The sequence below is a fragment of the Paenibacillus sp. FSL R5-0810 genome (assembly GCF_038002285.1).
GTDB classification, from domain to species: Bacteria; Bacillota; Bacilli; order Paenibacillales; family Paenibacillaceae; genus Paenibacillus_AQ; species Paenibacillus_AQ lactis.
Genome location: NZ_JBBOCF010000001.1, coordinates 3532595 through 3555353 on the forward strand (window position 1 = coordinate 3532595; position 22759 = coordinate 3555353).

General features: G+C 54.0%; 18 protein-coding genes. 1 reads left to right on the plus strand and 17 read right to left on the minus strand.

The annotated features are described in order from the left end of the window. Nucleotides 1-3: 3 nt before the first annotated feature. From MKX76_RS16025 to MKX76_RS16085, 13 genes are all read right to left on the minus strand, one after another. The gene (locus MKX76_RS16025) at nt 4-921 is read right to left on the minus strand and encodes an ABC transporter permease (protein ID WP_050954053.1); all 918 of its coding nucleotides are present in this window, start codon (nt 919-921) and stop codon (nt 4-6) included. Between the two features lie 96 nt (nt 922-1017). Then, entirely contained in the window at nt 1018-2193 is a 1176-nt protein-coding gene (locus MKX76_RS16030; RefSeq protein ID WP_007130888.1) for a Gfo/Idh/MocA family protein, read from the minus strand. A 118-nt stretch (nt 2194-2311) separates the two neighbouring features. Beyond that, complete coding sequence (locus MKX76_RS16035) at nt 2312-3382, minus strand: LacI family DNA-binding transcriptional regulator (protein WP_312889665.1); 1071 nt, start codon at nt 3380-3382, stop codon at nt 2312-2314. 283 nt (nt 3383-3665) lie between these two features. Further along, nucleotides 3666-4286 (minus strand): LysE family translocator, encoded by a 621-nt coding sequence (locus tag MKX76_RS16040; protein ID WP_007130890.1) that lies wholly within the window; start codon nt 4284-4286, stop codon nt 3666-3668. Between the two features lie 186 nt (nt 4287-4472). After that, a complete protein-coding gene (locus MKX76_RS16045; RefSeq protein WP_341034170.1) occupies nt 4473-5306 on the minus strand; it encodes a MetQ/NlpA family ABC transporter substrate-binding protein in 834 nt (277 codons plus the stop codon). Between the two features lie 78 nt (nt 5307-5384). After that, nucleotides 5385-6089 carry a methionine ABC transporter permease gene (locus MKX76_RS16050; RefSeq protein WP_007130892.1) on the minus strand — a complete coding sequence of 235 codons (705 nt, stop codon included), beginning with the start codon at nt 6087-6089 and terminating at the stop codon, nt 5385-5387. Next, nucleotides 6076-6834, minus strand: coding sequence for a methionine ABC transporter ATP-binding protein (locus MKX76_RS16055; RefSeq protein ID WP_341035050.1), 759 nt, complete (start codon nt 6832-6834; stop codon nt 6076-6078). The genes MKX76_RS16050 and MKX76_RS16055 overlap by 14 nt, the downstream gene beginning before the upstream one ends. A gap of 169 nt (nt 6835-7003) precedes the next feature. Further along, nucleotides 7004-8974, minus strand: coding sequence for a tetratricopeptide repeat protein (locus MKX76_RS16060; protein ID WP_341034172.1), 1971 nt, complete (start codon nt 8972-8974; stop codon nt 7004-7006). 216 nt (nt 8975-9190) lie between these two features. Continuing rightward, on the minus strand, nt 9191-9703 hold the full coding sequence (locus tag MKX76_RS16065) for a DUF3995 domain-containing protein (protein WP_341034173.1): 513 nt from the start codon (nt 9701-9703) through the stop codon (nt 9191-9193). Between the two features lie 179 nt (nt 9704-9882). Continuing rightward, a complete protein-coding gene (locus tag MKX76_RS16070) occupies nt 9883-10875 on the minus strand; it encodes an ABC transporter ATP-binding protein (protein ID WP_341034174.1) in 993 nt (330 codons plus the stop codon). Nucleotides 10876-10892: 17 nt separating this feature from the next. Beyond that, the gene (locus MKX76_RS16075; RefSeq protein ID WP_028404521.1) at nt 10893-11693 is read right to left on the minus strand and encodes an ABC transporter permease; all 801 of its coding nucleotides are present in this window, start codon (nt 11691-11693) and stop codon (nt 10893-10895) included. Beyond that, nucleotides 11690-12466, minus strand: coding sequence for an ABC transporter permease (locus MKX76_RS16080; protein WP_341034176.1), 777 nt, complete (start codon nt 12464-12466; stop codon nt 11690-11692). Before MKX76_RS16080 ends, MKX76_RS16075 begins: the two co-directional genes overlap by 4 nt. Before the next feature lie 788 nt (nt 12467-13254). After that, complete coding sequence (locus tag MKX76_RS16085) at nt 13255-14193, minus strand: LysR family transcriptional regulator (protein WP_028404518.1); 939 nt, start codon at nt 14191-14193, stop codon at nt 13255-13257. Nucleotides 14194-14312: 119 nt separating this feature from the next. Here MKX76_RS16085 and MKX76_RS16090 point away from each other — a divergent pair, with 119 nt between their 5' ends. Then, the gene (locus MKX76_RS16090) at nt 14313-15704 is read left to right on the plus strand and encodes an MFS transporter (RefSeq protein WP_341034177.1); all 1392 of its coding nucleotides are present in this window, start codon (nt 14313-14315) and stop codon (nt 15702-15704) included. 243 nt (nt 15705-15947) lie between these two features. Here the strand turns inward: MKX76_RS16090 and MKX76_RS16095 are convergent, their stop codons facing one another. The 4 genes from MKX76_RS16095 to MKX76_RS16110 form a co-directional block, all read right to left on the minus strand. Beyond that, the gene (locus tag MKX76_RS16095) at nt 15948-17810 is read right to left on the minus strand and encodes an ABC transporter ATP-binding protein (protein ID WP_341034178.1); all 1863 of its coding nucleotides are present in this window, start codon (nt 17808-17810) and stop codon (nt 15948-15950) included. Further along, nucleotides 17791-19536, minus strand: a complete 1746-nt coding sequence (locus MKX76_RS16100; protein WP_341035051.1) for an ABC transporter ATP-binding protein — start codon at nt 19534-19536, stop codon at nt 17791-17793. The genes MKX76_RS16095 and MKX76_RS16100 overlap by 20 nt, the downstream gene beginning before the upstream one ends. A gap of 514 nt (nt 19537-20050) precedes the next feature. Beyond that, nucleotides 20051-21067: a C45 family autoproteolytic acyltransferase/hydolase gene (locus tag MKX76_RS16105; RefSeq protein WP_144878433.1), complete on the minus strand. Its 1017-nt coding sequence runs from the start codon at nt 21065-21067 to the stop codon at nt 20051-20053. Between the two features lie 126 nt (nt 21068-21193). After that, on the minus strand, nt 21194-22681 hold the full coding sequence (locus tag MKX76_RS16110; protein ID WP_144878432.1) for an alpha/beta hydrolase family protein: 1488 nt from the start codon (nt 22679-22681) through the stop codon (nt 21194-21196). Between the last annotated feature and the right edge of the window lie 78 nt (nt 22682-22759).

Genomic DNA, 22759 nt, shown 5'->3' on the forward strand with positions numbered 1-22759 from the left:
TCCTTACCATAAGCTGGTTTCATTGACTTTTTTGGCGATTCGGTTCACAAGCACGAGCAGCACCAGATTAACCAAGGAGTTAAACAAGCCGACCGCGGCGGAGAAGCTGTACTGTGCTCCCAGAATCCCCTGTGTATACACATAGGTGGAGATCACTTCGGAGCTCTCGATATTCAGATCGTTCTGCATCAGATAAATTTTTTCAAAGCCGATGCCCATGATCTGCCCGACATTTAAAATAAGCAGAATGACGACGGTTGGCATAATGCCCGGCAGGTTGATCTTCCATATCCGCTGGAGCCTGCTCGCTCCATCCACTTTGGCCGCTTCGTGCAGCGTCGGGTCGATTCCGGCGAGCGCCGCAAGATAAATGATGGAGCTCCATCCCATGCCCTGCCATACACCCGAAAATACATAAATCGATTTGAACCATTCAGGCTCCGTCATGAATGAGATGCGTTCACCGCCAAAAAAGGCGATAAGGTGGTTAATGATGCCGTTCTGAGGTGAGAGAAAAATGATGATGAGTCCTACCATGACGACCGTTGATAGGAAATGGGGAGCGTATGTAACCGTTTGGACAAAACGCTTGAAATGCCGGTTGCCTACTTCATTGAGCAAGAGTGCCAGGATAAGCGGAATCGGAAATCCGATGGCCAGCTGATACAAGCTGATCCCGAGCGTATTCAGAATCAATCGGTCGAAATAAAAGCTGTTAAAAAAACGCTCGAAATGATCAAACCCGATCCATTCGCTGGCCCATATCCCCTTGGCCGCTACAAAGTTTTTGAACGCGATTTGTATGCCGTACATCGGCAGGTAATCAAAGATAAAGAAATAAAGAACGACGGGAGTGATGAGCAAATATAATTCCCAATTTTTACGGAATGTTCGGCGAAACGCCCTCCACTTCGCGGGCACGGCTTCTCGGGCCTCCGTTCGCCTGGCAGGTGCTGTATTCACTAAGAATCCCCCTCCTTCGCATCGTTGGAGCGTGTGGTTCTATCGGCATGTCGATCAAGTCCCGGATAGGCTGCTCTTCTGTCCAAGCATCCAGGGCTCCGGCTCCTTTACATAAACTAACTGCCCCCCCTTTCTCATCGATTCCGTTGCGGCTACGCCGACCGCTACGCTCATGCGGCCTGCGATCGGTTCGGCGATGGGCTCTTTATTTTGCAGAATCATATCCAGAAAATCCTCGCAAATGATCGGATCGGCTCCGTTATGCGAACCCTCGGCTTTCTTAATCTCGTAAATCTTATCCGATAGATCACGCCAGGTTTGGGACTTGCGCGTTTTGACGTAAACCCGCTGTGCGATCTCATCATTCTCGATGCGGCCCTCGGTGCCGATAATGGTGTAGTTCCGCTGATAGTCAGGCGTGAAATGACACTGCATATACGAGGCTTTGATCCCCCCGTCCAGCTCCATTAACACCATGCTGTTGTCCTCCACGTCGATTTCCTCGCGAAAAGCGCATTGCACAAGCGGGCCCGAACGGTATTCGGGACAAGTCGCTTTTTCGCCGCATTCCGGGCACGTAAGCTCATTCGGCTTCGTTCCGCCAAAATAATCCACCCCGCCGAAAGCGGCTACTTTCTTCGTATATCGCCCGGTCAGCCAGTGAATCAGGTCGATATCGTGGGAAGCCTTCTGCAGCAGAAGCGAGGTTGTATTCCTTGAGCTGCCGTGCCAGCTGTGATAGTAGTAATCGCTGCCCAAGCCTACGAAATGTCGAACCCATACCGACTTCACCTCTCCGATCTCCCCGCTGTCGACAATCTCCTTCATCGTGCGGTACATATTCATATAGCGCATATTAAAACCGATCATGAAATGTTTCCCTGATTGGGCCCAAGCAGTCAATATCCGGTCACAGCCTTCGACCGTAATGGATAACGGCTTCTCGCAGTACACATGCTTTCCGGCCTGCAGCGCTGCAACCGCGATTTCATCATGGCTGTCATCAGGGGTTGTAATTACGATCGCATCAATATCTTCCCGCTGCAGCAGCTCCCTGTAATCCAGAGTAACCGCCGCCTCGGGGTTAATATTTTGTTGAAATTTGGTTAGTCTGAGAGGATCCGTATCCGCACCTGCAACGACGAGGGATCTCCCGTTTGGCTGATGCCAATACTTCGTAAACCCCGATCTCCAACCCAGTCCAATGATTCCTAATCGAATTTGATTCATTTCCTTCTTCCTCCGCCAATTATTTTTGGCCCCAAAATCCTATCCGATTTTCCAATAAGGGTATAGAAAGAGAGGAGGTACCGTACCAGCACCTCGATGATTTATGTGTACACTCTTTCTACTCCCGAAAATAATCCGAAGACTGCCGCAGCATCAACTGATAAGGCACAAACAGCTTGAACGGCAAAGGATTCTTGCCTTCGATTTGATCGATCAGCACCTTGGCGGCCATCATGCCGATTTCCTCCTTGGGAATATGAACGGTGGATAGCGGAGGAGAAGTATACTGCGAGACCTCGATATTATCCAGGCCCACGAAGGCGACATCCTGAGGAACCTGAAGCCCATGCTCAGCCGCCGCCCGCATCGCGGATATCGCCATCATATCGCTCGCAGCGAACATGGCGGTCGGACGTTCATGGTCCGGGAGGCTTAAGAGCTCGTACATAAGGGTATAGCTGTTATTCACATCCCAGCCTGTGTTCAGGACCAGCCGAGGATCCATATCCAGCCCGGCTTCCTCCATAGCATAACGGTAACCGCGATACCGCTTCTCCCGCTCGAGATCCCCTGTAAGTCCCGCCCCGCCGATAAAGCCGATCCGGCGATGCCCCCGTTCGATCAAATGCTGTACGGCCGATTTCGCCGCAGCCACGCGGTCATAAAGAATCACGGGCACGGTCGAATCGGATATATCGATGCCAACAACCGCAGGAACAGATTGTTTGATAAATTCATACACATTCGGGTCAATTCCCTCGATGATAATCATGCCGTCGAGCTGGGCATCCTGTGCTAGCTTGTTCATCGCCCCTTCACCCTTGATTTCATCCATCGTGAGCACATAAGTGAGCACGCCGTTCAGCTCGGACAGCTTTTTCTCAATCCCCTGCAAAATCGGCGAGAAATAAGGATGATTATACTTGTTTTGCGTAACGGATACGATGCAGCCAATCTGGCGATACCCCGTTGTCTGCGGAGGATGATTCTTCTTTAGAGACGGCCGGGCGGATTCGTTGAGGGCATAGCCAAGCTCTTTGGCCGCCTCGACAATTTTGGTGCGGGTGGCCTGGCTGATGTGCCGGCTCGTATCGTTATTGATGACTCGTGATACGGTGGAGATCGATACTCCAACATGGTTTGCTATATCCTTTAAAGTAGCAATAATGGAACTCTCCTTTCTCTCAATCCGCGATCAAAAAAGCAATTCAAGACAATATATGTACCCAAAACTATGTACCCAAAACAATGAATTATTTTGGCACTTTGGCCCAAACACGAACTGCTGCTAACGTCATGATAACAGCCGTTTTCGGTTGGTGTCAAAGAGTTTTTTGTAAATTGACCGTAAATTTTTTGCATATTATTTGGGGCCAAACTTAATACAGAGATAACAATGAGCTCACATTCAGCTCTCCACCTCCCTAAACGAAAATAAGGACAGGCCTATGCGTACCTATCCTTTAAAATATTTATTGCCCTGTTCTTTGGACCCTAAAGATCATATTCAGTCCGAATCCGATTAAAACAACCCCTGTGGCTTTATCGATCAGGCTCTGAATTCTCGGGGACATGAGCCATTGTCGAATATAACTTAACATAAGAACGATGGCCGTAAACCAAACCATGGAAAGCACGACATAACAGAGTCCCATCATTGCAAACTGCATGCTAGAATTGTAGTCCGGCGATACGAATTGCGGTAGAAACGTCAGGAAAAAAATCGCAACTTTCGGATTCAAGGTGTTGGTTATTAGCCCTTGCATAAACGCCGATTGCTTGGATGCGACAGGTTGAGCATGAGTTTGCGCCTGCTTCCGGCTGACCAAGGATGATACCCCTATGTAAATTAAATAGATGGCACCGACATATTTAATGACCTCGAAAGCGAGCGCAGATTTCATTAAGATCAAGGATAGACCGAGTGCGGCTGCTGTTGTGTGAACCAACACGCCGGATGAAATACCCAGCGCAATTTTTAGCCCCTCTTTCCTGCCGTCCGAGAGCGTCCGTTTCGTGATTAATGCGAAATCGACCCCCGGTGACATGATTAGAAAGATAATCAATACGAGAAACGTCAGGATGTCATTCATGATTGCTCCCCCACAATAGCCAAAAAATTTTGATAAATAATACTAACGCGTGATTCAGCTTTTTTCAACCCTTGAAATGATCCATCAATCTGAACCTTAAATGACTTCCTAATCGTAAAAAACCGCCCCTCTCGGAGCGGCTTCAAAGAACAAGTATGAAAAATTCAGCTATACCTATAGCTTAATTTAGAATGCAGGCAGTGCGATCTCGGAGTAGTTATCCTCGAAAAACTTCTTCACTTCCTGGCTCGTCATCGCCTTCGCCAGCTTCTGGATCGGCTCGGAATCGACATTGTCTTTGCGCGCAATCAGCGTAATCGTGAACTCGGAATCTTTGCCTTCCGTAATCAACGCATCGTTCTTCGGCGTCAGGCCAAGCGGCTTGGCATAAGCCGGAGTCATCGCAACCATGTCCACATCGTCCAGCGTACGCGCCAGCATGAGCAGATCGACTTCCTTGAACTTGTAGTTTTTCGGATTGTCGATAATATCCGCCTGCGTCGCTTTAATGCCGACGCCTTCCTTCAGCTTAATCAAGCCGTTCTTCTCGAACATGACCAAGGAACGTCCGATGTTGGAAGGATCATTCGGAATCGCAATCGTCGCACCTTCGGGAAGGTCCTCGATCTTGTCGTAACGCTTGGAGTACGCCCCGAACACCGCGTTATAGATCGGCACCACCGGTACGAGCTCCGAGCCGTTATTGGCATTGTATTCTTCCATGTACGGCACGTGCTGGAAGAAGTTTGCATCCACTTCCTTATTCGCCAGCGCATTGTTCGGCTGCACATTGTCGGACAGGATGACGATTTCCAGGTTGATGCCTTCCTCTTTCAGCTTGGGCTTCGCCATTTCGAGCACATCCGTCATCGGCGGGATAAGCGCAGCCACCTTTAGGGTAACCTCCTCGCCAGCTCCGGATTGGCCGCTCTCTTGATCTTCTTTACCATTCTGATTCTGTCCGCAGCCGGCAAGAAGAAGGATCAGAGCCAGCATCATTAACGCCATTTTTTTATTCATCGTCTTTGTTACCCCCATGTAAAATAATTGATTTGTGTAAAATGTAACTACATGTGTAGTGCAAATGCCCGCGGACGCTCAGACTTTCCGTTTGTCGAGCAATCTTGCAGCCAGACTGCCCGCAAATTGAATCGATTGCACCAAGATCACCATAATGATGATGGTAAACACCATGATTTCGGTCTCAAAGCGCTGGTACCCGTAACGGATGGCAAAATCGCCGACCCCGCCGCCGCCGACGATCCCCATGACCGTCGAGTAGGAAATGAAGCTGATGGTCGATGTCGTAAGGCCGAGCGTAAGGCCAGATCTGGCTTCGACATACAGAAACTTGAAGATGATCTGCAGCGTCGACGCACCCATCGAAGAGGCCGCCTCCAGCACTTCCTTGGGCACCTCCAGCAGCGACTGCTCAACCAGTCTCGAGTAGGATGCGATGGCGACAACCGACAGCGGAACGGCAGCCGCCAGCGTACCGATGGATGTCCCAACAATGAGACGGGTGAGCGGGATCATGATGACCACCAGCAGCAGGAAGGGGAAGGAACGGATGATATTGACCAAGCCGTTCATGACGGAGAACAGCGGGCGGTTCTCGTACAGCTGTCCCTTTCGGCATAGAAATAACACTGTTCCGACCGGAAGACCCAGAAATACGGCCGCAGCAATCGAAATGCCGACCATGACGAAGGTTTCGCCGATGGCGCGCCATATTTCCGTGTCATACTGCTGCACATATGTGAAGTAATCGTTCAAATATTGAATAATGCTAGGCGCGTCCATGGTCCGGTTCCTCCGCTTCCCTTGATGCTTCTGCCGCCAGCCTGGTTTGAGAGAGCCCGGACGATGATTTTACGTCGTAGGTTCTCGTTAAACGCCCCTTCTCCATGACGGACACCCGATCGCAAATCGCGTGCACCGCATCCATCTCATGAGACACGATGACGATGGTAACGCCAAGCTCCCGGTTAATTTTCCGCAGCACATCCAGGATGCCGGATGTCGTCTTCGGGTCAAGCGATGAGGTCGGCTCATCACAGAGCAGAACGGAAGGGGAATTCGCCAGCGCTCGCGCAATGGCGACACGCTGCTTCTGCCCCCCGCTGAGCTGCGCCGGATACTGCCTCATCTTGTCCTCCAGCCCGACGTATCTCATCACTTCAAGTACGCGCTGCTCCCTGATTGCCCTCGGAGTCTTTGCCAGCTCGAGCGGCAAAGCTACATTTCCATAAGCCGTCCGGTTGCCGACCAGCTGAAAATGCTGAAAGATCATGCCGATCGACCTTCTCGCTTCCCTGAGAGCCCGGCTTCCGAGCGCGGTAAGCTCGAGGCCGTTCACCTGCACGCTGCCCGAATCGGGGCTCTCCAGCACATTCATCAAACGCAGCAGCGTCGACTTTCCGGCTCCGCTTGGACCGATGATTCCATGAATCGTTCCCTCAGCGATGTCGAGGGATACATTGTTTATCACTTGATAATGTTCATTACCATCAACAAAGCTCTTATTCACCTTCTGCAGCGAGATCAGAATACATCCCCCCTTGCCTGTCTTTCTCCCTCACATGAAGAAAGCCCGCGCGGCTGGATCAGCCTGCGAGCAACGAGCTGCAACAATAACATTAGAATCATACCATAAGTTCGGATAAAGTGTGAGCCATCTTGCGGTGCTTTTAGGCCAAGCATTTTTTACCTGGAAACTAAGACAAGTACAGCTGGTGACCGTACATCCCCGTCAATCGTTCAACCGCCCGCTCCAAGACATCCTCCTCGAAGCCCTCCAAACCTTGGATCGCCTGGATCTTGTCTCCCGGAGACATCTCCTTATCCAGGTGAAGGCTCCAATTGACGATGGCGTTAACAGCCTCCTCCGTCTCAAATTGGCCGTAATAAATATGCGCTTTATACAGATAGCTGTCCGCATGATTCGGGACGGCTTCGAGCACCTGATCAAATGCATACAAGGCGGCATCCTCGTCATGGTCCTTGTAGTGAATCTGACCCAGCCGGAAATAAGCGCCCGGATGCCCCGGCACAAGCTCCAGAAATTTCATCGTATCTTCCTTGGCGCGGCTGTAATCCAGCATGGAATAATAGATTCCGCTTCTCAAACTGTACAGATTACCGAACTCCGGATCGAGCTCCAGACCCTGCGAGCAATCGGCAAGCCCCCGCTCCAGCTGGCCGGTCTCCACGAAGCAGATTGCCCGGAATTCATAGAATCGCGGATTGCCCGGAACCGCCTGTATCGCGTTGGAATAAGCATCGATCGCAAGATCCCACAAGCCCATCTCCTTGTAGATATGCCCGCTGGCCGCCAGATAGGTCGGATGGGTGGAAAAGTCCTCGTCCAGCTTGACCGCCTCCTGCAGCTCCAGCAGCGCTTCCTCATTGCGCCCCTGCAGGTACAACGCATAACTGAGCTTGTTTCGGATCTCGGAGGCATCCTGAATGTCGATCGCGCTCTTCAGCGCCTTCTCGGCAGCCGGCAAATCATGCATCTCCATATGAATATCGGCGCGCTGTACGAAATTCGGCGCATCGTCCGGCTCCAGCCGGAGCAGCTTATCGTTCAGCTTCAGCGCCTCCTCGTTGCGTCCGAGCCGGTAATAGCTGTCCGCCATCCAGTAGCAGACGAGCGGCGACTCGGGCATTCTGGCATACAGCTTCGAGATCAGCTCGAAGGCCGGCTCCTCCAGCCCGTCCTCGCGGTAGAGCCGCGCCAGCTCGAAGTAGCCGCGGTAATCATCGGGAGCCGCTTCGATCGCACGCTCCAGATCAGCCTTGGCGGATTGCATGCTGCCGGATTTTTTGTGGATATCCGCCCGCTTCAAGTACAGCTCATAGGCTTCCGGGTAACGCTCGATCGCTTCCGATATATACGCCAGCGCCTGATCGAAAGCCCCAAGCTGCAGGTGCAGATCCGCCATATGTTTCCGGAACGAATACGCTTCCCGCATCTGCCGCTGAAACGACAGAAACGCGCCGTAGCTGTAATTCGTGCTGGAAGCAAACAGGGCATAACCCTGGTCGGCTTCCGCTTCATACCGGTCTGCTAGCTGGATCCCTTCCTCCAGGACGCTCACCGCTTCCTTCAGTTCATCCATCAGGTCCAGGCAAACCGACAGCATGTAATAATACATCGGAATGGCTCGGGAAGGCTCCTTGATGCTGACACGGAAGCAGTTCGCGGCCTCCGCCGGATTCCGGCTCTCATAATACGTCATCCCAAGCTCATAATACGTGGAAATGACCGTGCTCGGATCTTCCCGCTTGATCGATTCCTTAAGATCGCGGATGGCCTCCTCGTACCGGTTAAGGTCTTTATAGGCGATCCCGCGGGTATACCAATTCATATAGTTGTCCGCATTTAATGCAATCGCCTGGTCCAGGTCCGCGATAGCCTCCAGCTCCCGGTCCATCTCACGCAAAATATGAGCCCGCCGTTCATAAGCACGATGGCTGCCGGTGGTCTCGATCACGCGGCCCAAATAGTCGACAGCCTCATCCGAATAGCCACCGTTATGCAGCAGCTCGGCGTAGAGGAGCTTATCATTAAAGCTCGTAATCCCGCCCTCGCCTTTTCTCATATATTTCAATGCCTGTTCAAAATCCTGTTTCTTGCGATAATAGTTTCCGATGCGCAGCCAGATCCGCTTCATTAACTTCATGCCGGTTCACCCTCTATATATTTAAATAACAAGTTCAAATCTCTGATCTTACTCCTACTGTATGACGGTTTGCAATAAAATGCAAAGAGGACCCCGGAGGTCCCCCGATATGATATCTATTATATTGTACAATGTTTCCGGAAATGTCCACTCTTTCATCCATTAGAATTTTGCAACCTTCGATTCCGGTCGTATCCGGCCGGTCGACGGGATCCCTCAGCCGGTGACCCGCGACGGCTCGGTCTTCTCCTTGCGGATCTTTGCGGTATACAATGCAGCCGTCCCCAGCGATATTCCCCATACGAGAAAGAGTCCATACCAGAAGTAGCCCCACACCGCCATCGGGCTTGCATCCTGGACCGCAAAGGCGAGAGCCGATTGCACGCGGCCAATCGCAAGCTGAAATTTCAGGACAAAGTATGAGAATCCCCATAACGTTAGACCTGCTGAACCGATCCAGGCCGGGATGAGAAGCAGCAGCTTCGGCAGCCTCTCTCCCCATGGCATGGCAAAGGCAAACGCGAACAAAGCGCCAAAAACCGCTAAAACTCCCATTCCCCAATATCCGATCAAGACGCTCCAAAATTCACCCGGCGCCCCCTTGAAGTCGCCTGGGAAAGCCAGCCCAATCCCTAATCCCCACCAAAAATGGGGGAGTGCATACATGAGCGCAGCCATACCGGCGATGTACCCGGCCATTCTCGCTCGTGAACGATTCTTCTCCATCATCTCTATCACCTCTATTAGTTGTTTGAACAGGCGTAGGTGATCGGCGGTATAATCATACTCTCCATCCCGGCAATCGTAGTCCAGCCTTTCGTTCAACTAACAGTCTACATGCCGTTATGAAAAGTAAAGCGACCTCAAGTTTAAGATTGGGTTAAAATGAAAAGCGATATGAAAGACAGCTAGTAAACCTTGTGAATGACATCCTCGAAATCCGGATCCTGCATATCGATGTCATCCAGCTCCCCCCATTTCCCCAGCTCCTTGACAATTTCCAGCGTATTCATTTCGCGCCGGTTCGCCTCGATCGTTACGCTCTGGTCCAGAACGCGGGTCACTCGGATTCGGGCCTGGGCCGAGCTGTCGCCAGTCGCCATAAATGACTCCGGGATTTGGAACGGTCCCCGGAAGGTGACCGTAATGAGGGTAGGCAATCCGATGGAATCCCGAAGCGAGCGAACCGTTCCGTCATAAGACAGCCTTCCTTCGTTAATCACCATCACCCGGCTGCACAGCTGCTCGATATCATCCATGTCATGGGTCGTAAGCAGAATCGTCTTCCCGAATTTCTCGTTGATCAGCTTCAGAAAATGGCGAATATTGCGCTTGGCATTAACGTCGAGGCCGATGGTCGGCTCGTCTAGGAAAAGCACATCCGGATCGTGCAGCATGGCAGCGGCCAGATCGGCGCGCATGCGCTGTCCGAGCGACAGCTTGCGCACTGGCGTTTCCCAGAACGCCTGCAGATCGAGCAGCTCCGTAAACTGTTCGAGTCTCCGCACTTTGTCCGCCTCATCGACGGCATACATTTTGGCCAAGATATCAAATGAATCCCGAACCGGCAGATCCCACCACAGCTGACTCCGCTGGCCGAACACCACGCCCAGGCGCTTGACGACGGCTCGCCGCTCCCGATGCGGATTCATCCCCCCGATGATCACCTCTCCGGAAGTGGGGTGCAGAATGCCGGTCAGCATCTTGATGGTCGTTGATTTACCGGCTCCGTTCGGTCCGATGTATCCGACGAACTCGCCCCGGTCCACCTTGAAGCTGATCCCCCGAACCGCCTCCTTGATCCGGTATTCCCTCGAGAACAGGGTCCGGATTCCAGAGAAGCGTCCTTCCTTTACAACGGGGGTTTTGAATGACTTGCGAATATCTTGAACTTCGATCATGCTGTTTGCCTCCTTCCTTAACTGCCCGTGCTTTGGTATTTGGTCAAACCGAACTGCCAGAATTTCAAGCTGAGCGCGAGACAGAGCAGCGCGGCTCCCGCCAAAGCCGGCAGCACCCACCATCCCAGCTCGCCGCGAAGTATGTATAGGGACGGGACATAATTCACGAGTCCGACCGGAACGAGGATCAGAAGAATGGACGACATCCATTTCGGGTACAGCGTCAGCGGGTATTGGGCTGCGGTCCTTGCGGCGTCCTCCGTCAGATTCTGCAGCTCGGTGATTCGGGTCGTCCAGAAGCCGAAGGTCGCGGTAGCAAGTCCGATCGAGAACAGGATGACAGCCCCGGTCAGGATGATGTATAACGTCTGCGGTACAGCGCTCCATCCCACCTGCCCGCTCCCTATCATGCCGCTCAGCGACCACCAGAGCAGAAAGCCTCCTTGCAGCACTTCGCCAAGCATGATGCGGAATTTTTGCGGCATCAGCGCAAGCAGCACCGGCATCGGCCGCGTGAGCAGCTGGTCCAGCTCGCCGTTCACCAAATACTTTTCCAGATGGTGGACCTCATCAGCGAACGTCCGGTACAGCGTCTTCGATAAGGTCATCACCGCGAACAGATAGCCGATTTCGTGCATCGACCACCCCTGAATGGCGCCGAATTTATAGAGCACGATCGCGACCATCAGAAATTCGGAGATCTGAATCAATGCGGCCAGGATGGAAGCCAGCACAAAATTGAATTTGTATTGCATGCGGCTTTTGATGCTTGTACGTATCAGCAGCGCATACAGCGACAGCCAGGATTTTGCGGTCATCCTCCCTGCACCTCCACCTTGCGCCTCAAGAAGCCGGTCGCCAGCAAGCAAGCCAGCGTAAGCAGCACGCACCAAAATAACGTTCCCCACAAATAAGAAACGTTGCCAAAACCTAAATACAATCGAGTCGGAACATACAGCAGATAAGGGTACGGAGACCACCAAGCTGCCGTTTGCAGCCAGCCAGGCAGCCATTCGATAGGAATAAAGAAGCCTGCGAGGAGGTTGATCATCGCATGGTTGCCCCAATACAACCATGAGGATTCCGTCGTCCACAACGCCGATGCGCCGATGAGATAATTGATGCAGATCGATAAATAAGCTGCACCAGCCAGCGCAAGGGCTACAAATAGAAGATTCGATGCTTTTCCGGGAAGTTCCAAGGAAAATGTGAAATAGTACACCACGTAGATCGGAATCGATTTGTAAATGAATTGATAAGCGATCTGGCCCCATTCCTTGGCCATCAGATGGCTGAACAAATGGACGGGACGCATCAAATCCAGGGAAATATGGCCGGTTCTGACGGCTTGGGGAATGCCGAGGCCATTGGTGATGAAGCTGGAGATCCAGAGTGCGGCTTGGGTAAAGGCGATATAGCCGACCATCCCTTGCGTTCCGTACTCTCCAAGCGCATGATCCGCACCGAGACCGATCCAGATGCACGCGTACATGAAGCCGAACATCGCGCTTGCGATATTGTGCACCATGTGGGCCCCGCGGTATTGCAAATTGCGGGCATAGGCTTTGGAAGCCAAAGTGAAATAAAGCATGCAGCACCTCCGATAAGCATATTAGACGGCGGACCCGTCCACTTCAGACAAGGCGAAAATGAGAGAAGGACACCATCATACCAGATCATTCCATAGATGGCAACCGTTAATTTGGGTTAGAAGCGTAAAGGATGCAAGCGCTGCAGAGAAAGTGGATTTAGCCCTACATATCTTGGAACAAGTTAGGAGAGGGTGCGTAAATAAATAAGTAAGTGAAGGGGCTAATCCTATGTTTTTGATACTGCTTGGTATCATGCAAATCGCATTCGGATGGTATGCGTTCCGCAATCCGGATTCCGATGGTTCAAACGACGCGGGGAAGATGGCGAAGATATCGAACCCAGAATCTGGCTCATGAAGCTTGCCGGCATTACCATGATCGGAATCAGTATCCTTACCATGCTCCTAAGCGCACAGCATCTCTTTTCTTAACGGCTTCTGCGGCTTTAAGCAGGTCCTATGGCAGCTTCCGGCTGCCGACTCCCTCTATGAATCTTCCATTTCACAAACAACGTAAACACGACAAAAAAGCCCCCGTCCCTCTTACCGGGTTGCAGCCGAACAAGAGATAAGGGGCTCTATCGTTTTGTGCTGCCGCTTCAAATCTTGCGGCTTGCGCAGCAGCCGGGAAATCATCCACATCCGCTCTAGGCCTAATCATCTTTCGCTTTACGTTCCGATTGCGGCTCCGTCTTTTCAGCGCCTGGACCTAATCCTGCCTCTGCCCCGCTGGTTATATTGGGATAAATCAATTATTGCAGCTGCCGGCACGGCTGGGGCTGCTCCATTTATTGCAGCTGCCGGAACGCCTGCGTTTGCTCCATCCGCTCTTGCTCCACCGGCTCCTGCAGCTCATTAAAATAGTCGACGAGAAATTGCCGAAACCGCAGCGCGGCCTTGGACAAATACCGCTGTTCCAGCCAAGCTATGGAGAAGGTTCGGTGGCAGGAGGGAGATTCGATGCGCAGCATGGAATACGGCGGCTTGTCATCCCCTTTGCATCCGGGCACAAATGCGAGCCCCAGCCCGGCTGACACCAGGCTGTTAAGGGCTGCCGGTTCATCCACTTCGCAGACGACCTCTCGGCGGATCCCCGCCGACTCGCAAAACTCATCATTCATTTTACGGAACGGATGTCCCTCCTTGTACTCGATGAAGGCTTCGCCCGAGAGCTCCTGGAGCGAGATGCACTCGCGTCCTTCCAGCCGGTGTCCTGCAGGTACAGCCAGATACACCTCTGCTTGCAGGACAGGCATTTCCCGGATTTTAGCTTCCTCCAGCGATGCTGCTATAAAGCATAAATCCACCTCGCCGTTCTCCAGCATCCCCACCATATCCAACATGGCATTCGGGGGAATTTGGACGACTCGAAAGTTCACCTCCGGATAAGCGGTACGGAACGCGCCCAGCGCCTTCGAAAGCCGGTTTAAGGCCGTTGTCGCCAAGCGAATGCTCCCGCGCTCCATTCCCGCAAGGTCCGTCACTTCGCGCCGCCCCTCCTCCAGCGCCGACAAGGCGGTTTCCACGCTTTTCAGAAACGCTTTACCGAACGAATTAAGCTTAATCTGCCGATTCTGCCGGTCGAAGAGCGGAACGCCCAGATCCTCTTCCAGGCGGGCAATCGTCTTACTCAGGGCAGGCTGGGCGATTCGCAGCTCCTTGGCGGCGTTGGTCATATGCTCCATCCGGGCCACGGTCTGAAAATATTGAAGCTGAAGCAGTTCCATGATGAATCAACCTCTCTTTCCATAACCTTTAGTATATGAATGCATAACTTAACATATATTTTTATTTATTAACTATCGATTGTAAAATAAATCGTAATCAAAGGAAAGGGGGAATCGATATGCACGTCGATCCCGAAAGACCCCATGCTAATCAATTGATACGCATTTTGGCGTTTACGATGGTTCTCTCATCCATGAGCGCAACGATGTTTAACATCGTCCTGCCTGAAATGAGCAAGGACTTTCAGTTATCCTTTGCGCAGGTCAGCTGGGTGTCTTCGATTTATATGCTCATCTATGCCATCGGCTCCGTCATATACGGCAAGCTTGCCGATACGTATAAATTGAAAAATCTGCTTACGTTCGGCTTGCTGCTGTTCTTCGTCGGCTCCATGGTCGGTTTGGCATCGCAGGCTTACTGGATGGTGCTTCTCGGCCGCATCCTGCAAGCCTCCGGCGCTGCGGTCATCCCCGCCACCGCGATGATTATTCCGGTACGTTACTTTCCGGCGGAGACCCGCGGTCGGGCGCTCGGGATTACCGCTACGGGACTCGCCATCGGCAGCGCCATCGGCCCGATCGTATCGGCGCTCATGGTAAGCGTGTTTCATTGGCGTTGGCTGTTCTTCATCCCGCTAGTCATCTTGTTTACGCTCCCGTTGTACCATAAATATTTGGGCGATGAGCAGGGGCAGGGCGGCAAGATTGACTGGCTTGGCGGCGGTCTGCTCGCCGGAACGGTTGCCCTGCTGCTGCTGGCCGTTACCCAAGGCGGCTGGATCTATGCCACAGGCAGCCTCATCCTGTTCATTCTATTCGTGATTCGCATCAAAGCGGCTAAGACGCCATTCGTCCAGCCCCGCCTGTTCCGCAACGCCGGCTACTCCGTCGGCTTAACGCTCGGCGTATTCATTGTGAGCATCGGCTACGCCCTTCCGTTTTTGACGCCTCAGCTGCTCGCCGACGTTCATCGGCTTGAGCCTGGCTGGATCGGATTCATTATGGTACCGGGTGCCGTCCTTACGGCATTTCTTGGGCGGACCGGAGGCAAACTGGCGGATACGAAAGGAACCTCTTACCTGTTCTATGCCGCTTCATCGCTGCTTATCGCCGGATTTGTGCTGCTGTCCTCCTTCGCCTGGGTGTCCCCGATTGGGATCGCGCTGATTCTGATTCTCGGCAATGTCGGCCAAATGTTCATGCAAATTTCGCTGTCGAAGACGATCTCACTGTCCTTGCCGAAAGAGCAGACCGGGGTCGGCATGGGACTGTTCTCCCTGCTGAACTTTCTATCGGGAGCGATCGCCACGGGGATCTACGGGAAGGCTGTTGATGTAGGAGCCACGCATGCCTGGAATCCGCTCAATACAGACCAAGGCGCTTCCACCTACAGTAACATCTATGTCATTCTGGCGGCTGTGCAGCTCGGCATCCTGCTGCTGTACGCCGTACAGTTCGGACGGAACGCCCGGCGTACTCCGGAGCTTCAGGCAACAGGATCCAAGGGATAACGGCGAAGCTCTGGGGCAGCCGGCCACCAAATACGCTGCTGGGATTGTTCCTTCGATTGCAAACGGACAGCGCAGGATAGGACTAGTACTAACCGTCAAAAGGCATTAAAAAAATACCACCGGATGCTTAGAGCGAATATAATACTTCGCCCGTTAACGTCCGGTGGTATTGCTTTGCTTTTGCTTTTGCTGTGTGCTTTTCGAACCTGTATTCGCATCGTTCGCAGACTGCACGCAGAGCCTTTACATTGCCGCCCGCTTCAATTGGCTGTGATACAGCTCGCTGTAGAAGCCGCCCTGCTTCAGCAGCTCGTCATGGGTGCCCTGCTCCAGCAGGCGCCCATCCTTCAGCACGAGAATCCGGTCTGCCGAGCGGATCGTGTTAAGACGGTGCGCGATGACAAAGCTTGTTCTCCCCTTCATCAAGCGCTGCAAGCCCTCCTGGATTTTGATCTCCGTGACGGTATCGATGCTGCTCGTCGCTTCATCCAGCACCAGCATCGAGGGATTGGCCAAGATCGCACGCGCAATCGCAAGCAGCTGCTTCTGTCCCTGGCTGATTCCGCTTCCGTCCGGCTTAAGCATTTTGTCGTAGCCGTCCTTCATCCGCATAATAAAGGAATGCGCATTCGCCAGCTTGGCCGCCTCTTCAACCTCTTCGTCGGTCGCATCCAGCCGTCCGAAGCGGATATTCTCCCGGATGGTTCCCTGGAATAGGAATGAATCCTGGAGCACGAAGGCCATTTGCGAACGCAGACTCTCCCTGCGTATGGTGGACAGGTCCCGGCCGTCCAGCGCAATCCGGCCGCTGTCCGGATCATAGAAGCGGGACAGCAGCTGGATCAGGGTTGTCTTGCCGGCGCCTGTCGGGCCGACAAGCGCGATCATCTCGCCGGGCTTGGCCTCGAAGCTGATGCCTTCCAGCGTGTCCCCTCCTTTTTCATAAGAGAACGAAACATTCTCGAAGGCTACGGCCCCGTCGACATGCGTTAACGTAACGGCTGCCCCTTCATCCTTCGCCTCGACTTCCTCGTCCAGCACTTCGAATACCCGCTCTGCCCCTGCAATCGCCGACAGCAGCGTATTCCACTGGTTCGCCAAATCGTTCAGCGGTCTTGTGAACTGTCTGGCATAGCTTTCGAAGATAATGATCGTGCCGATCGAAATATAGCCCTTGATGGCCATAATGCCGCCGATTCCCGCTACGATCGCAAAGCTGAGGTTGTTCAATCCGTTCATCAGCTTCGGAATGAAGCCGGAAATGCTCTGCGCCCAGAAGCCGGATAACCGAATCCGCTTGTTGCGCTCATTAAATTCCCGGATTACCCGCTCTTCCTGGGAGAATGCCTTGATCACCCGCTGGCCGGACAGCGTTTCCTCGATATAGCCGTTCAGATCGCCGAGATTGCGCTGGCGCTCCTTGAACAGCGGCCCCGTCCGCCGGGTGATCCAGCGCATCCCCAGCACCATGAGCGGAACGACCAGGAATGTCAGCAGCGTCAGCAGCGGACTGAGCCACAGCATGACGGTCAGCGTTCCGGCCAGCGTCAGCACGCTCGAGAAGATTTGAATGGCCGAGCTGTTCAGCGTCGAGCTGACATTCTCGATATCATTGGTCAGACGGCTCATAATTTCGCCCTGCTGCCGTTTGCCGTAGAACGGAATCGGCAGCCGGTGCAGATGCGTGAACAATTCCATGCGCATCCGGTATACGGTCTCCTGGGCGATCCCGATCATCCAGACGTTATGAAGCCAGGTCGTCAGGGCCTGCAGAATGTAGACGGCTGCCAAGCCGATCAGGAAGTAAATCCAGCCCGAATCGTAGGGGGCCTCCTCCGGCCCTTTCAGACTGACCAAGAACTCATCCACGCCGATCCCAAGCAGATAAGGGCCCAGGAGGGACAGTCCCGAGCTTAGCATGACCATCAGCAGCACCAAAGCCAGCTTGCCCTTGCGCCGGGCAAGATAGGACCAGATTCTGGCCAGCGTGCCTGACATGTTTTTGGCCTTTGCCTTCGGTTTGCGGCCTGACGCGCCGTCCGTTCCTTTCCCCAAATCCAGCTGAGGTCTCGGATGGCGGAACGGTTCAATGAATGCCTTGAGCATGCTTCCCGGCCTCCTCTCCATATTGGGATTCATAGATGCGGCGATACAGCGGAGAGCTTTCCATCAAGGTTTCATGGTTCCCTTTTCCGATGAGGCGCCCATCGTCGAGCAGCAGAATGAGATCGGCCGAAGTCGTAGAGCTGATCTTCTGCGTAATGATAAACGTCGTGCAGGATAGATCCTTCAGCGCATCCAGCAGCGCCGCTTCGGTACGCACATCCAGCGCGCTCGTGCTATCGTCCAGGATGAGAATTGCCGGCTTGCGGACAAGCGCCCTGGCAATCGACAGCCGCTGCTTCTGGCCGCCCGACAGATTGACCCCGCGCTGACCGAGCATCGTGTCATATCCGCTCGGCAGCCGTTCGATCGTATCGTGAATTTGCGCGCGCCTCGCAGCCTCCTGAATCTCCTCCAGCGTGGCGTCTTCACGGCCCCAGGCGATATTCTCCCGCACCGTGCCCGAGAACAGCAGAACCTCCTGCGGAACATAACCGATGCTGCCGCGAAGATGATCGGCCAAGATCGAGCCGACATCCATGCCGTCCACCTTAACCGTGCCCTGATCCGGCTCATACAGCCTCGGAATGAGCTGAACGAGAGAGGATTTACCGGAGCCGGTCGCCCCCATGATCGCAATGCGCTCACCTGCCCGGGCCCGGAAGGAAATATCCGTCAGCACATCGATATCGCTCCCGGGATAGCTGAAGCTGACTTGCTCAAACTCGACGGCCCCTTCGATCCGCTTCATTGCGGATCGTTGGCCGTTCTCCTGATCGGCTTCCCGGTCTTCCGTCTGCAGAACCTCCTGCGCCCGCTGCGCGGAGGCGCGTCCGCGGGAGAACGCGACCACGATCCAGGACAGCGCCGACATCGCTCCGATGCAGCGAAGAGAGTAGTTGATGACGGCAACCACTTCGCCGACGCTTGCGCTTCCCGCCGCGATATCGCTGCGTCCGAACCACAGCACGGCCATAATTCCGGCGTTCATCACGAGCAGGATGAAGGGCATCGTGATCTCCGTAAGCCGCAGCGTCGACACGGTCGTGCTCATCAGCTCGCCCGACGTCCGGGCAAAGCGTTGAATCTCGTGCCCCATGCGAACGAACACGCGAATCAGGCGGATGCCGGTCAGATTCTCCTGGATGACGCCGTTGACGGCGTCCAGCTTCTGCTGTACGGTACGGAACGCATCGGCTGCCCGTCTCATCATCCAGGCGATAAAGATGAACAATGCCGGAACCGTCAGCACCAGCAGCACGCCCAGCTTTGCATTGACGACCAGCGCCATGATAATGCTTCCCGTCACCAGCAGCGGCACGCGGCTCATGAACCGCAGCGCCATGAACACGGTCTCCTGGATTTGGGTCACGTCTCCCGTCAGCCTCGTTATAAGCGAGGAGGTGGCGAACCGGTTAAACAACGAATAGGAGAAGGATTGAACCTTGTCATACAGCTTGTCCCGAAGATCATAGCCCAGCCCCTGGCTCGTATGCGCGGCAAAGAAGGAGCTCGCAATGCCGGCAATGAAAGCGATGCCAGCACTGCCCAGCAGGACGCCTCCCCACATCCATACGACCGGGAGATCTCCTTTCTGGATGCCGTCGTCGATAATTTTGGAGATGAGCAGTGGCTGAATCAGCTCCACGGTAAGCTCGATCAGCATCATGACGAGTGCGGCAATCGCGGCAACGCGGTATTTTTTCAAAATCGAGAAGACCATTCCCATAAGCAATTCCTCCGAAGCCGAAGACCGGGATGTTCGATTCATGATGATGTTCCCACCAGGGTCTTCCTGTAGTCGCAAATTTTGTTTCGTATCAGAGCTCGAATATGTACATTATAATATAATTTCACCTGGAACTAGCCGGCTGAACGAAAAAATATAACATTCATTTTCTAAGGCAGCAGGAGCCCGCAGTTAATCATGAGACCAACAACGAAAAAAAGCGCTCCTCCCGATTTAGAAAGAAGCGCTTTAGATGGTAACCGCCACCGATCGGCTTCCCTTCATGGTTCCATGAAAGCCGCTCTATCCTCCGGCGTCAGTTTCGAGACTAATGCCGACGGGGCCCGTTCCGTATAGCTGACCGATTGAACGATCCACCGTCCCTCCACCATCGCGTATGCGGCCGTAGCAGGCCTTCATCCCGGTGACGATGCTCACTGGTCCCCTTATCCGGGTCACCGCCTGACAATACCGTTAAGTAAGGATCCATGAGCTTGACCTCTCTCGCATCGCTTTATTCCTTTTGACCGTCGATACGCCCCGTAAGCTCCCGAGCCTCGATATCTTTACCCTGAACCCATTCCCGGAAGGAAAACTCGAGCGGATGGCCTTGCGCCAGGGAAGTTAATACGACGCCGTCCTCATACGAATACGCGAAGGTGTGAAGCGTTCCGAAGAGCTGGTCGTAATCCGTGAAGAATAGCGGGGATTGCCGGTTCTTAAATATGTCGAAGGCTTCCGCGGCAGTTAACCGCTCCGGATCCAAACTTTCGAGGTAGCGTTTCCGGCGAAGGGAATGCTCAATGGACGGGCGGTTACGGCCCGTTAGCGTTTCATAATGGTTCACGCAAGCCATCGCCTCCTCGCCAGTACGGATGAGCACTTGATCCGGGCTTGCTTCGGCAATCGCCATGCTGCCATGCGCATCCCCGATCGAAAAGTTGTAACACGCCGCATGCGGAATGCTCCGCAGCATGTCGGCGGCCTCCTCTACGGTCGCGCAGGACTCGAGAACCATCCGCACGCTGATCCAAGGGGACACGCCCGTCCGGTATCCTTCGAAGCTGACAAAATGCAAGCCGGCGGCGAGTCCCTTCTCATTGACGCCGTCATGCCTGCCGATCCCTTGCAAATTGTAGCCGGCCGTCGCATAGCCTTGGCCTGTTTGGGACAGCGTAAACAGTCCGTCATAGAACTCAGGGGCAAAATCATAATTTCTGGCGTAAAACCCGCGGGTCATCAGGGCAGAGCAGCCCATCGCAGCAATCTTCGGCACATCGTATCCGCTGAATAAAGCGGCTGCCCTGCCGAACGGAAGCTTCAGCCCCTCCGCCAGCCCCTCAAGCTCTTCCAGCAGCACCGGAGCAAACGTGCGGTAAATGCCGCGCATCCGGTCTGTATCAATCTCCGGCTTGGTCATCGCTTCGAACGCTTGCACAATCGAATGTCCTTGCAGGCTGCGGCCCAAGCTGTATCCGTTGGCACGGGCATCCTCCCGAAGCTGCAAAATGCGGACGTGATACTCCGACATTTCAATCCCCCTTGTCACATTCCATTTGGAAATAAAATCCTGATTCCATTATAGATGAATGGGGTTCATTCTTACTATCAAAAACTCCAGCCCGGCATGTCACCATGCTTGGCTGGAGTTGAAAATTTACGGTCGGATCAGTCCCGGCAGGCTGAGCGCGGTCTTTTCAACCGAGGCGCCCGGATCGCCTTTCACATATTGATCGAAAAAGGCCTCGGACAGCGCGTTGATCGAGCTGTGCATCTGCCTTGGCTCCGCACCCTTGGGCGGAAGCAGCGGGGAGAACAGGTAAAAATCCGTAAAGCTCATATGGTTCGCATGGGCAAATATGATCGTATGCGCTTCACCCGACTCCGCGCGGCTTCGGCGTTCGACCGACTCGGCCCAGAACTGCTCGTAATCCTCCCGGCTGCGGCCGGAAGACGCCATCGCCCGGTCCAGCGATTGTTCAAATACGGCACGGTCGATGCTTAGCTCAGCATTCATCTGCATATACGGCTTGCCAAAGCCGCCTTCCGGCACCGGCTGTCCGTATAGGGTTCCGTCCATATTCAGTGCGGCCTTCACCCGGCTGTCCGCCAGCAGCATTTGCGCCGCGGTCGCCCCGCCGAACGAGTGGCCGAACATGCCGATCTTGTCCATGTCGAGCCGCCCGGACAAGAACCCTGAAGCGGCAGGCCCGCTCATCCGCTCCAGCTCGTCCAGGACAAATTTCGCATCCTCCACCCAGAGCCGGCTCTTCTCCTCGTAGGCATCAAAGCCCGATAAATTGCCAAGCTTGAGCATGGCGGTCCGGTCCGGGAACACGACGGCGGCGGCGTCATAGGCATGGTCGATGCCGACCACGATATATCCCCGGCTGGCAAGCTCCGTTACCTGAAACGTGTTCTGGTTCCGAAAGCCGGAAAGCCCGTGAGAGAAGAGCAGCACGGGATATCGCTCCTGATCCCGGGATACTTCCGCATCCTGCATGGCATAAGGCTGCACATACTTTAGCTGGCTCAGCAGGAACGGAGGCATTGAAATCGACTGGCGCAGGCCTTCCAGAACGGTCGGCAGATGCTCGATGTATGGCGCCTTGCCGCTGCCTGTGCCGGCTTCCGCCGGATACCAGATTTGAATCATGAGCCTGCGCCGATCCGCCCGATCCTCCGTAGCCGGCTCTTCCCTTCGTTCATCCTCCAGCATCATTGTCGTTGTTCCGACCTTGTACGTTCCTTGCGGTTCGGCAAACGTAAACACCGGCAGAAGCGATGGCAGGGCTGCCGACAGGATGGCATACAAGCATAATACCAAAGCGATCATCAAACGCTTGAATCCGCGAAGCCGTGGGCGCGGATTACCGCTCATGTCCGAGGCGGCGTTCCTTGTCTTCTTGCGCGAAGTCCCGGCATGATATAGCGCCATTCCCCCTGCAGCCAGGCTGGCGGCATAAACCGGCAGCATCTGCCAGCGGTATCCTTCCGCGAATATTTGCGCGAAGCTTAATGCTGCGCTCAAGGCCGCGGCCCAGGAGCAGAAGCTAACCGGGCGGCGGCGTTTTCGCGATAGCATGACGCATCCGATGACGATAGCGAGATTCGTGATCCATAGTGCCGTTTCGAGTGTACGCATAAACATCCTCCAATCGTTGTCGTATCCTCAGCGTATCATTCCTGCCTGTAGCCTGACTGTCGGGAACCTTACATTATC

Excerpts from the sequence above, each read along its gene's own strand:
- MKX76_RS16040 (WP_007130890.1), bottom strand. The coding sequence starts at position 4,286 with ATGAATGACATCCTGACGTTTCTCGTATTGATTATCTTTCTAATCATG.
- MKX76_RS16105 (WP_144878433.1), bottom strand. The coding sequence starts at position 21,067 with ATGTCGGAGTATCACGTCCGCATTTTGCAGCTTCGGGAGGATGCCCGT.
- MKX76_RS16065 (WP_341034173.1), bottom strand. The coding sequence starts at position 9,703 with ATGATGGAGAAGAATCGTTCACGAGCGAGAATGGCCGGGTACATCGCC.
- MKX76_RS16030 (WP_007130888.1), bottom strand. The coding sequence starts at position 2,193 with ATGAATCAAATTCGATTAGGAATCATTGGACTGGGTTGGAGATCGGGG.
- MKX76_RS16080 (WP_341034176.1), bottom strand. The coding sequence starts at position 12,466 with ATGCTTTATTTCACTTTGGCTTCCAAAGCCTATGCCCGCAATTTGCAA.
- MKX76_RS16100 (WP_341035051.1), bottom strand. The coding sequence starts at position 19,536 with ATGGGAATGGTCTTCTCGATTTTGAAAAAATACCGCGTTGCCGCGATT.
- MKX76_RS16075 (WP_028404521.1), bottom strand. The coding sequence starts at position 11,693 with ATGACCGCAAAATCCTGGCTGTCGCTGTATGCGCTGCTGATACGTACA.
- MKX76_RS16085 (WP_028404518.1), bottom strand. The coding sequence starts at position 14,193 with ATGGAACTGCTTCAGCTTCAATATTTTCAGACCGTGGCCCGGATGGAG.
- MKX76_RS16045 (WP_341034170.1), bottom strand. The coding sequence starts at position 5,306 with ATGAATAAAAAAATGGCGTTAATGATGCTGGCTCTGATCCTTCTTCTT.
- MKX76_RS16070 (WP_341034174.1), bottom strand. The coding sequence starts at position 10,875 with ATGATCGAAGTTCAAGATATTCGCAAGTCATTCAAAACCCCCGTTGTA.
- MKX76_RS16110 (WP_144878432.1), bottom strand. The coding sequence starts at position 22,681 with ATGCGTACACTCGAAACGGCACTATGGATCACGAATCTCGCTATCGTC.
- MKX76_RS16095 (WP_341034178.1), bottom strand. The coding sequence starts at position 17,810 with ATGCTCAAGGCATTCATTGAACCGTTCCGCCATCCGAGACCTCAGCTG.
- MKX76_RS16060 (WP_341034172.1), bottom strand. The coding sequence starts at position 8,974 with ATGAAGTTAATGAAGCGGATCTGGCTGCGCATCGGAAACTATTATCGC.
- MKX76_RS16050 (WP_007130892.1), bottom strand. The coding sequence starts at position 6,089 with ATGGACGCGCCTAGCATTATTCAATATTTGAACGATTACTTCACATAT.
- MKX76_RS16090 (WP_341034177.1), top strand. The coding sequence starts at position 14,313 with ATGCACGTCGATCCCGAAAGACCCCATGCTAATCAATTGATACGCATT.